The 9,775-nt window shown below is 73.6% G+C and carries 11 protein-coding genes; 9 read left to right on the forward strand and 2 right to left on the reverse strand.

The genetic code is table 11. From position 1 onward, the window contains the following. The first annotated feature begins 139 nt into the window (after window positions 1-139). A complete protein-coding gene (locus tag FV234_RS18905) occupies window positions 140-472 on the forward strand; it encodes a hypothetical protein (protein WP_246686232.1) in 333 nt (110 codons plus the stop codon). Between the two features lie 31 nt (window positions 473-503). Here FV234_RS18905 and FV234_RS18910 read toward each other — a convergent pair whose 3' ends face one another. Next, complete coding sequence (locus tag FV234_RS18910) at window positions 504-1,202, reverse strand: SDR family oxidoreductase (RefSeq protein ID WP_147830974.1); 699 nt, start codon at window positions 1,200-1,202, stop codon at window positions 504-506. Between the two features lie 250 nt (window positions 1,203-1,452). Between FV234_RS18910 and FV234_RS18915 the strand changes: the two genes are divergently transcribed. Continuing rightward, a complete protein-coding gene (locus tag FV234_RS18915) occupies window positions 1,453-2,016 on the forward strand; it encodes a DUF1993 domain-containing protein (protein ID WP_147830975.1) in 564 nt (187 codons plus the stop codon). Between the two features lie 8 nt (window positions 2,017-2,024). On the opposite strand, the gene FV234_RS18920 is transcribed toward FV234_RS18915, so the two are convergent. After that, entirely contained in the window at window positions 2,025-2,738 is a 714-nt protein-coding gene (locus tag FV234_RS18920) for an MgtC/SapB family protein (protein WP_147830976.1), read from the reverse strand. Between the two features lie 225 nt (window positions 2,739-2,963). Here FV234_RS18920 and FV234_RS18925 point away from each other — a divergent pair, with 225 nt between their 5' ends. The 7 genes from FV234_RS18925 to FV234_RS18955 form a co-directional block, all read left to right on the forward strand. Then, complete coding sequence (locus FV234_RS18925) at window positions 2,964-3,962, forward strand: MoxR family ATPase (RefSeq protein ID WP_147753217.1); 999 nt, start codon at window positions 2,964-2,966, stop codon at window positions 3,960-3,962. A gap of 16 nt (window positions 3,963-3,978) precedes the next feature. Beyond that, a complete protein-coding gene (locus FV234_RS18930; protein ID WP_147830977.1) occupies window positions 3,979-4,911 on the forward strand; it encodes a DUF58 domain-containing protein in 933 nt (310 codons plus the stop codon). 69 nt (window positions 4,912-4,980) lie between these two features. Next, complete coding sequence (locus FV234_RS18935) at window positions 4,981-5,448, forward strand: DUF4381 family protein (RefSeq protein ID WP_147830978.1); 468 nt, start codon at window positions 4,981-4,983, stop codon at window positions 5,446-5,448. Continuing rightward, window positions 5,445-6,464 (forward strand): VWA domain-containing protein, encoded by a 1,020-nt coding sequence (locus FV234_RS18940; RefSeq protein ID WP_147830979.1) that lies wholly within the window; start codon window positions 5,445-5,447, stop codon window positions 6,462-6,464. The genes FV234_RS18935 and FV234_RS18940 overlap by 4 nt, the downstream gene beginning before the upstream one ends. A 286-nt stretch (window positions 6,465-6,750) precedes the next feature. After that, window positions 6,751-7,680, forward strand: a complete 930-nt coding sequence (locus FV234_RS18945; RefSeq protein WP_147830980.1) for a VWA domain-containing protein — start codon at window positions 6,751-6,753, stop codon at window positions 7,678-7,680. Then, on the forward strand, window positions 7,680-8,600 hold the full coding sequence (locus tag FV234_RS18950; protein WP_147830982.1) for a tetratricopeptide repeat protein: 921 nt from the start codon (window positions 7,680-7,682) through the stop codon (window positions 8,598-8,600). The genes FV234_RS18945 and FV234_RS18950 overlap by 1 nt, the downstream gene beginning before the upstream one ends. 197 nt (window positions 8,601-8,797) lie before the next feature. Continuing rightward, window positions 8,798-9,775: hypothetical protein (locus tag FV234_RS18955; RefSeq protein WP_246686233.1), on the forward strand; the 978-nt coding region annotated here is incomplete at its 3' end.

Genomic DNA, 9,775 nt, shown 5'->3' on the forward strand with positions numbered 1-9,775 from the left:
CGAAGACAGATGAGCGGCCTGCCTGTCCATTCGGCACCCTCGGTCCATGCGGGGGCCGACCGCGCCGGCCGCGTTTTGATGCAGTGCACAATGGCCTCGAATCGGGTAGGGTCCGAGGATGACGAGCGCGAGCCCAGCCGTGAAGAAGTCGAAGAAGAGCTTTGCCGACCTGCCGCCGATCCGGGTCCGCCGCGAGCCGCCGACCATCGTCGAGGCGGTGATCGCCGCGCAGGACCTGTCCGACGACCTGGAGCAGCAGATCGAGATCGCCGCCGGGCTGATCGGCCTGCCCGCGGACGAGGTCCGCCCGCACGTCGTGGCGGCGGTGAAGGCCAAGCCGGAGCGGATGCCGGAGCGCATCATCGCCCAGGCCGGCCCGAGCCGCGCGCCCCGTACCGTCATCGTCGAGCGCCGCACCCGGCCGCCGGTGATCGTCGAGCGCCGCGGCCGCCCCCTCGACCCGCGGCGCTGAGGTCGCCCGCGGATCGCGTCCAGGTTCGGTGCTACCAGGCGAGGGTCTCGCCGCGGTAGTCGAGGTACATTGTGCCGGGCTGGCCGAGCCGGGCCTCGATCACGTCGGCCATGCCGCCGACGCTGGTCGCCACGTCGATGTCCGCCTCGGCGCCCCCCATCTCGGTCCGCACCCAGCCCGGGTGCATCAGAACCACGCTCAAGGCCTCCGCCTGGTGGCGGATCGCGAAGCTACGCACCAAGGTGTTCAGCGCCGCCTTGCTGGCGCGGTAGTTCTCCCAGCCGCCCGAGGTGTTGAGCCCGACGCTGCCGAGGATCGAACTCATGAACACCAGGCTGCCGCCGGGTGCGAGGCGGTCGCGGAAGGTCTCCGCGAAGCGCACTGGGCTGATCGCGTTGGTGAGGTAGACCTGCGCCGCGACCTGCCGCGGCACCGCGTGCAGCGGATCGTGCGCTTGCGTCGCGACGCCGGCGACCACGAACACCAGATCGAAGGTCTGCGATGCGAGCCGATCGTGCAGGCCTGAGACCGCCGCGTCGTCGTCGATGTCGGCGGTCTCGATCGTCAACGCCTCGGATTTCAGGGCGGCGAGCCCCGGCGATGCGTTGCGCTGGGTCGCGGTGACGCGCCAGCCGCGCGCCAGGAAGGTCTCGACGAGCCCGAGACCGAGGCCGCGCGAGGCCCCGACGATGAGCGCGTTCTTGGCCGACGGATGGTTGGCTGCTGCCATGGGATGTCTCCGTGGGGACCGGGTCCGAGGTACGACCTGTGCCGAGAGAATTGGCGTCGTTGCGGCCGGGCGACAGACCCCGGTGCAGCGGCAGCGTGTGCCGGCGCACCGATTCCGGGGCGCGGTTCCAGGTCGAGCCCGCATCGCGAGGGACTCCAAGCGGCGAGCAATTTGCTGCAGATCTCCTGGTTCGTATGTGAGGGCACCGGCTCGAATCGCGTGAGCGGGCCGCTCGATGCCGGAGAGAGCCATGACCCTGCAAGATGTCCTCGTCCCGACCTACCTTCAGATGCTGGAGGCGCTGTCGGCCTGGCTCGGCAAAGCCGAGACGCAGCAGCCGGAGGGCGCCGAGACGCTGCCTGCAGAGCGCTTGGCAAACGACATGTTCCCGCTGTCGACGCAGGTCCGTTTCGCCTGCGTGCAGGCTCATGAAGGCGTCGCCCGATTGCGCGGCGAGCCGCTTCCGCCGGCGGTCGAAGTCCTGATCGACGAGGGTCGGAACGCGGGCGACCGTCCCGGCTCGATCGCGGAGGCGCGGGAGAGGATCGCCGAAACGGTGGAGGCCGTGCGGGGCGCCGCCGTTGCCATGCCGACCATCGACCCGGCGACGCCGATCGCCCACACGCTGCCGCAGGGCTTGGTGTTCGACCTCACGGCCGAGCAGTACGTGCGCGACTGGGCGCTGCCGCAGTTCTATTTTCACGTGATGGCGGCCTACGCGATCCTGCGCGCAAGCGGCGTCGAGCTCGGCAAGGCCGATTACGTCGCCCACATGTTCGCGTATCTGCGCCCGGGCACGCCGCCCGCCCCATAGGCGCCCGCTCAATCCCCCGTCTGCACCGCCCAGGTGGCGTGGCGGATGCCGGGTTGGGTCGCCAGCGCCGCCACCACCGCGTCGAGGTCCTTGGCCGCCACCGCGCTGGCGATGAGGGTCGCGACCACGTCCACCGCCGCGTCGCCGCGCTCCTCCACCGCGACGCCGCCGACCGGGTAGCCCGCCGCCTCGAGCCGCTCGACCAGCATGTCCTGCGCCGGGCCGGCCGCACCGGGGGCGGTGGTGACCTGGACCTCGTAGGTCGCCTCCGTGGCACTCTCGTCGATCGGGAAGCGGTTGATCGCGTTGACGAGCGGGCGCAGCAGGGTGTTGCAGGCCAGGACGGCGACGGCGACGAACAGCGCCTCCAGCGGCAGGTCGGCCCCGGCGAAGGCGCCGACTGCGGCCGAGCACCACAGGGTCGCTGCCGTGTTGAGGCCGCGGACGTTCATGCCCTCCTTCATGATCACGCCGGCGCCGAGGAAGCCGATGCCGGAGATCACGTAGGCGACGGTGCGGGTGGCGCCCTCGGCCCCCGTCAGCCGCATGCCGAGGTCGACGAAGGCGGCGGCCCCCACCGCCACCAGCACCGCCGTGCGCAGGCCGGCGGTGCGCTGGCGGTACTGACGCTCGGCGCCGATCAGGGTGCCGAGCACGAAGGCGACGACCAGGCTGATCGCCGAGTTGACCGGTTCGGGGAGGGGCGTGGGCAGAAGGACCATCCGGTCTCCTAGACGGACGCGCATGACGCTTCCGTGACGATCTCCGCTACCACCGCAGGTCGCGGCGGGATTGACGGGTGCCCCGGGCAGCGGGCACACCGGCCTTGCTCATGGATCGCTCAAGAATCCAGGTGCCGCGGCCACGTCCGCGGCGTTCGACGAGGAGACTTGCAGGATGAAGGCTCACCTACAGTCGGCCGGGCTTTTCCGCGCATGAGCGGTGGCATGAGCGGTGCCGCTCTCGCTGAGCGCCCCGGCGCCGTCTCCGATCCGTTGCGGGCCCGCATCCTCGAACTTCGCGCCGGTTTGGAGCACGGGCTCATCGGCTGCGAGGGCTTGGTCGAGCGCCTGATGATCGGGCTGCTCACCGGCGGCCACCTGCTGATCGAGGGCGCGCCGGGGCTCGCCAAGACCCGTGCCGTCAAGCGGCTCGCCGACGGGCTCGACGGCTCCTTCGCCCGCATCCAGTGCACGCCCGACCTGATGCCGGCGGATCTGACCGGCACCACGGTGTGGCGGCAGGACGCCGGCACCTTCGAGTTCCTGCCCGGCCCCCTGTTCCACTCGCTGATCCTCGTGGACGAGGTGAACCGCGCGCCGCCGAAGGTGCAGTCGGCCCTGCTCGAGGCGATGGCGGAGGGCCAGATCACCGTCTCGGGCACGACCCATCCCCTCGCCGACCCGTTCATGGTGGTGGCGACCCAGAACCCGATCGAGCATGCGGGCACCTTCCCGCTGCCCGAGGCGCAGCTCGACCGCTTCCTGCTCCACGTCGTCGTCGGCATGCCGGACGAGGCCTCCGAGCGGAAGATCCTCGACCTCGTCGAGGGCGAGCTCAACCACCACGGCGAGGCGATGCCGGTGAAGCTCTCGGTCACCGAGGTGCTGGCCGCGCGCGAGGCCGCGCTGAAGACCTACGTCTCGCCGGCCCTGAAGGACTACCTCGTGCGCATCGTCGCCGCGACGCGCACCGATTCCGCCGCGCCCGAGCTTCGCGCCGCGATCGAGCATCCGGCCTCGCCCCGCGGCACCCTGGCGCTGATGGTGGCCGGCAAGGCGCGGGCCTACCTCCACGGCCGCGACCACGTCATCCCCGAGGACGTGGCGGATCTCGCCGCCGACGCGCTCTCCCACCGCATCGGCCTGACCTGGCGCGCCGCCGCCGAAGGCCTCACCACCCGCGGCATCGTCGCCGGGCTGGTGCAGCGGGTGCGGGCGCTCTGAGGGTGCGGGCACCCGCATGACCGCCTCAGCCGCCCCCGAGGCGAACCCGGCCTTCCACCTCTCCGGCGAGGCCCTGATGGGCCTGCGCCACCTCGCCCGCCGCGGTGTCACGCCGGCGACGCGGACGCTGGCGGGGCTGCCCGGCGGCATCGTCACCCGGCGGCGCGGGCGCGGGTCGGAGCCCGACGACGTGCGGCTGTGGTCGGAGGGCGACGACCGGCGCCACATCGACCGAAACGCCACCGCGCGCACCGGCATCCTGCACGTGCGCACCCACCACGACGAGCGCGACCGCGCCGTGGTGCTGCTCGCCGACTTCCGGCCCTCGATGCTGTTCGGCACCCGCCGGGCGCTGCGCTCGGTCGCGGCGGCCGAAGCGCTGGCGCTGCTCGGCTGGCGCGTGGTCGGCGACGGCGGCCGCGTCGGCCTCGTGGTCGCGAGCGGCGACGCGCCGACCGCGTTGCGCCCGGCCGGCGGCGAGCGCGCGATGACGGCGATCACCGGCGCCCTCGCGTCGGCCCACGCCCGCGCGCTCGCGCTGCCAGCGGCCGACGACCCGCCCCTCGACGCGCTGCTGACGCTCGCCCGCAGCCTGCTGCCGTCGGGCGGCCACCTCGTCATCGCCTCGGCGCTCGACAGCCCCGGCGACGACTTCGACCGCCTGCTGACGCTGCTCGCCGAACGCCTCTCGATCCGCCTGATCCTGGTGAGCGACGCCTTCGAGCGGACCCGCCCGCCGGGCTTCTATCCCTTCGCCCTGCCCGACGGCCGCCGCGGCACGGTGCAGGCCGCCCGCCAGCCCACGCGCGAGCCGGCCCCCGGGCGGGTCCCCGCCGACGAGCGCTTGGCCGACTACGCCCGCCGCGGCATCGAAGGCCTGCGCCTCGACGTCGAGGCCGGCCCGGAGGCCTACGCCCCGCTGATGGAACGGCTCGATGCGGTTTTGTGAAGCCGCTGGCATTTCCCTCCCACCCCCGCAGAGGGGGGAGTGGATGCGCACGCCCGTGTGCGGAAAACCATGACCCCCGCCGACGCACTGCCCACCCTCGACGCCCTGCGTGGGCTTCACCTGCCGAACCAGGCGGCGGGGGCGATCTCCGGCGAGGTCGTCGTCGCGAGCCTCGCGGGATTCGCCGCCGCGCTGCTCGTCGGGCTGGTGCGCTATCTTCGTGTCCGCGCCCGCGCCACTCTGCGCCGGGCGGCGTTGCGCGACTTGTCAGCCGCACGAAGCCTCGATCCGGACGCGCGCCTCGTGGCACAGGCCCGGCTGCTGCGCCGCCTCGCCCGCACCCTGCACGGCGAGGCGGCCGCCGCGGCGCAAGGGACGGCGTGGGCGCAGAGGCTCGACGGGCTGTTTTCCACCACCTTTTTCACGGCGGGCGCCGGGCGCACCCTCGTCGAGGGGCTCTACCGCCGCGGCGACCGGCCGGACCCGGCCGCCCTCGACGCCGAGCTCGGGCGCCTGATCGGGCGGATCCGCGGATGAGCCTGCTCCCGGCCTGGGTCACGGCGCTCGCCTCCGCGTTCGATTGGGCCGCGCCGCTGGCGCTGCTGCTCCTGCCGCTGCCGCTGCTGGTTCAGCGCTTCGTCCCGGCGGAAGCCGCGGGCGGCAGCGGCGCGTTGCGCGTCCCGGCCTCGCTGGTGGCGCAGGCGGAGGCCGGCGCCGACGTCGCCGCCCGTGGCCGGCGCCGGACCTGGGCGATCTGGACCCTGTGGGCGGCGCTCGTCGTGGCGCTCGCCGGTCCGCGCCTCGTCCTGCCGGCGACGGCGCTGCCGGCCTCGGGCCGCGAGATCATGCTCGCCATGGACTTGTCCGGCTCGATGGAGCGGCGCGACTTCTCCCTCGACGGCGAGACCGTGAACCGACTCGTCGCGGTCAAGCGCGTCGGCGCCGACTTCATCCGACGCCGCGCCGGCGACCGCATCGGCCTGGTGATCTTCGCCGACCAGGCCTTCGTGGCCGCCGGGCTCACCTTCGACACCGCAAGCGTGGCGCGGGCCCTGGAGGAGGCGACCATCGGCCTCGTCGGCCGTTCCACCGGCATCGGCGACGGCCTCGGGCTAGCGCTGCGCCGGCTCGACCCCAAGGATTCCGGCGGCGAGGGGCAACCGGTCGCGTCCTCGAAGGCGGTGATCCTGCTCTCCGACGGCGCCAACAACGCCGGCCAGACCACGCCGAAGGACGTGGCGGCGCTGGCGAAGGAACTCGGGATCAAGGTCTACACGATCGCGCTCGGTCCCCGCGACATGGCCGACGCCGACGGCGAGCAGGACGTGGTCGACACCGAGACGCTCCGCGAGATGGCCGAGATCACCGGCGGCAAGGCCTTCCGGGTGAAGACCACCGACGACCTCGTCGCGGTCGCCGACGCCATCGACACCCTGGAGGGGGGCCGTGCCAAGGCCCCCCCGGTGCCTCTGCGCCGCGACCTCTGGCCCTGGCCCGCGGCGCTGGCCTTCGCCTGCGCCGGGCTGCTGCTGGCCTCCCGGAGGCGGGGATGAAGCGTCTTCGTTCTAGTCTTTTCGAGCGGGCGCGAGACTTCGGCGCGACCAATACCGCGCATCCCCTCTCCCCGCTTGCGGGGAGAGGGCCGTGCCGACCTCGTCGTCGGCGCGGCGAGGCGGCAGCCGAAGGTGAGGGGGTGCTTCCGGACGCCCGCCTTCGGAAACGCCCCCTCACCGCCGCTTCGGCTTCGCCTGCGCTTCCCGCAGGCACGACGAGGTGCCTGCGGGCCTCTCCCCGCCTGCGGGGAGAGGGGGGCCCTCTCCACCGAGGGAGCGTTCGGCGATGACCCTCTTCGACGCCTACGCGCTCCTACGGCCCTGGTGGCTGCTGGCGATTCCCGTGATCGCCGTGCTGGCCTTCCGGGCCGCCGCTCGCGCGGCGCCGCTCGGCGATTGGGCGCGGGCGGTCGACCCGGCGCTGATGGCGCTGATGGTCCGGCGCGGCGCCGTGCTCGGCGGCCGGCGGCAGGCGAACCTCGCGGCCGCCACCGCCGCGGGGGTCGTCGCGCTGGCGCTCACGGGACCCGCCGTCGAGCGCAAGGACGCGACGACCTTCCGCAACCTCGACGCGACGGTGATCGTCGCCGACCTGTCGCGCTCGGTCGCCGAGGGCGGCGGGCTCAAGGACCTGCGCCAGACCGCGCAAGGCGTGGCCGAGGCCGCCGGCACCCGGGCGGTGGCGCTGGTGATCTATGCCGGCGACGCCTACGTCGCGACCGGGCCGACCACCGACCGCGACAGCTTCGGCACCACCCTGTTCGCGCTGGACGCCGACACGGTGCCCGACCGCGGCAGCCACCCGGAGCGTGGGCTGGCCCTGGCGCGGCGTACCCTGGAGGAGGCGGGGGCGCTGGCCGCCGACGTGGTGCTGATCACCGACGGCGACGGCATCGGCGACGCGGCGTTGCGCGAGGCGGAGGCGATGCGGGCCAAGGGCTGGCGCGTCCAGGGGCTGTTCGTGCCGGCGCACAAGACATTGCCGCCCGGCGCGCCGAAGACCGACCGGGCGGCCCTCGACCGGCTGGTCTCGGCCGGCGGCGGGGTCGCGGCCGACCTGTCTGCGCCGGCCCCCGTGCTCGACGCGGTCGGCGCCGGCACGGCCCAGCACCTGGCCGCGGGCGGCTACGCGGTGCTCGCCTTCGCCGACCTCGGCCGCTGGCTGCTGCTGCTGGCGCTGGTGCCGGCGCTGATCCTGTTCCGGAGGAGTGCGTGATGGCAGCCCGCGCGCTCGGCCGCCTGCCTGTCTCTCCCACCCTTTCAACCGCCCTCTCGCGCGGCTGGCGGCGCTGGGCGCGGATCGTCGGGATCGCGGCGGCCGGCGCCGGCATCCTGGCGCTGCTGCTGGTCTCGCAGCCGCGCACCGGCCTCGGCCGCCTGCTGATGGGGGTCGGACTGCCCTCAGTGGCGCTCGCGATCCTCGACGACCCGGCCTGGCGCGGGCCGGCGCTCTACGAGGCCGGGCGCTACGACGAGGCCGCGGTCTTGTTCCGCAACGGCGGCCGGCGCAATTCGTACAACCTCGGCAACGCGCTCGCCCGGATGGGCGACTATGCCGGCGCGATCGAGGCCTACGACGCGGCGCTGCAGTTCAACCCGCGCGACGCCGACGCGCAGGCCAACCGCTCGCTGCTCGCCAAGCTCGTCGCCGAGGCGATCGACCGCAAGGGCGGCGGCACCGCCAACGGCTCGGCGCAGTACGGCGCCCGCTACAACAACACCGCCAACCAGGAGAAGGACGACACCATACAGGCCAATTCGAGCGGCGAGGGCCTAGCCGGCAACAAGGAGGCGAGCTCGTCCGCCTCGATTCCCGGCAACAGCAAGGTCGCGCGCCGGGGCCAGGCCGAGCAGCAGACCGTCGAATCCGGCCGCGGCGAGGCCCGCGGCTCGGCCGGCGACGCCGCCGGGCGCGGCCGCACCGGCGGCGGCTCGGCGATGGTGGCCGAGGCCCCCGAGAAGGAGGTGCGCCGCGTCACCAAGAGCTTCGAGGCCCACGAGATCCGCCCCGACCGCCTCTGGCTCCAGACCCTGCCGGACGACCCCGGCCGCTACCTCAAGCTCCGCATCAAGGCCGAGCAGACCCGCCGCATCGAAGCCGGCACGAGCATGCCCGCCGGGAGCAACCCATGGTGACGGCTTTGGACGCGACGAGCCCGATCCCGAGGGATGCTCAGGAGACGCCGCGCGGCTCCTTCTCCCATGGGAAGAAGGGTGGGATGAGGGGCGTGACCTCTCCGGCACGTTCTCGTCCCTCACCCCGACCCTCTCCCGCCCGGGAGAGGGGGCCCGCGCCCGCTCCGGCGGCGTTCCGTCATCACGCCCGCGGGTGGATCGGTGCGCTGCTCGCGCTCCTGTTCGTCACCCAGCCCGCCCGCGCCGAGGTCGAGCCCGGCGACCTCACCCTCACGGTGACCCCTGAGCTGAACGGCAACGCCGCGCCCTTCGTGCGCGAGATGGTGCTGCTCAAGATCCACGGGGTCTACAAGCAGCAGATCCTGCTTGAGGAGGTGATCCAGCCGACGCTGGCCAACTTCAGCTGGAGCCAGCTCGGCCGCGACCGCTGGAGCAAGACCAAGCTGAAGGACGGCCAGAGCGCCATCGCCTTCGACCGGGTGATCGCGGTGTTCCCGCACCATGCCGGCGACTTCACCATCGAGCCGTTCGACCACCGCCTGACGATCAACGACAACGGCGACCGCCGCGTCGTCGACGTGCGCTCCGGCCCGATCGCCCTGCCGGTCGCGACCTGGACCAAGGAGGGCGGCGGGCCGGACGCCAAGGAGCCGTGGTGGCTGCCGGCGAAGGACGTGACGATCACCGATTCCTGGTCGCCCGACCCGGAGACGGTGAAGCTCGGCGACACCACACGGCGCATCGTGACGGTGGAGGCGCAGGGGATGGTCGCGGAAGGGCTGCCGCCGCGCCCAGTGATGCGCACCCGCGGCATCCTCACCTTCGCCGGCCCGGTCACCCGCGAGACCCTGATCACCCCCGCCGGGCCGGTGGCGCGCGCCACCTACCAGTGGGACGTGAAGGCCGGCGTGCCCGAGATCATCCCGCTCGACGCGATCGTGATCCCATGGTTCGACACGGTCTCGCGCACGATGCGCGAGGCCGAGATTCCCGCCCGCCAGATCGGCGGCGGCCTGCCCGACCGGGAGGGCGACCTCGCGCCTCCGCTCGCCGCTGCGCCGTGGGTCGCGGCCGCCGCCGCGCTCGCCGCCTTCGGCCTCGGGCTGGCGCTGATCGGGTTCGGGACGGGCGCCGGCGCGCTGCGCCTGCCGCGCGGCACCCGGGCGGCCCTGCGC

This window comes from Methylobacterium sp. WL8 (genome assembly GCF_008040045.1).
GTDB classification, from domain to species: Bacteria; Pseudomonadota; Alphaproteobacteria; order Rhizobiales; family Beijerinckiaceae; genus Methylobacterium; species Methylobacterium cerastii.

Excerpts from the sequence above, each read along its gene's own strand:
- FV234_RS18910 (WP_147830974.1), bottom strand. The coding sequence starts at position 1,202 with ATGGCAGCAGCCAACCATCCGTCGGCCAAGAACGCGCTCATCGTCGGG.
- FV234_RS18915 (WP_147830975.1), top strand. The coding sequence starts at position 1,453 with ATGACCCTGCAAGATGTCCTCGTCCCGACCTACCTTCAGATGCTGGAG.
- FV234_RS18920 (WP_147830976.1), bottom strand. The coding sequence starts at position 2,738 with ATGGTCCTTCTGCCCACGCCCCTCCCCGAACCGGTCAACTCGGCGATC.
- FV234_RS18925 (WP_147753217.1), top strand. The coding sequence starts at position 2,964 with ATGAGCGGTGCCGCTCTCGCTGAGCGCCCCGGCGCCGTCTCCGATCCG.
- FV234_RS18930 (WP_147830977.1), top strand. The coding sequence starts at position 3,979 with ATGACCGCCTCAGCCGCCCCCGAGGCGAACCCGGCCTTCCACCTCTCC.
- FV234_RS18935 (WP_147830978.1), top strand. The coding sequence starts at position 4,981 with ATGACCCCCGCCGACGCACTGCCCACCCTCGACGCCCTGCGTGGGCTT.
- FV234_RS18940 (WP_147830979.1), top strand. The coding sequence starts at position 5,445 with ATGAGCCTGCTCCCGGCCTGGGTCACGGCGCTCGCCTCCGCGTTCGAT.
- FV234_RS18945 (WP_147830980.1), top strand. The coding sequence starts at position 6,751 with ATGACCCTCTTCGACGCCTACGCGCTCCTACGGCCCTGGTGGCTGCTG.
- FV234_RS18950 (WP_147830982.1), top strand. The coding sequence starts at position 7,680 with ATGGCAGCCCGCGCGCTCGGCCGCCTGCCTGTCTCTCCCACCCTTTCA.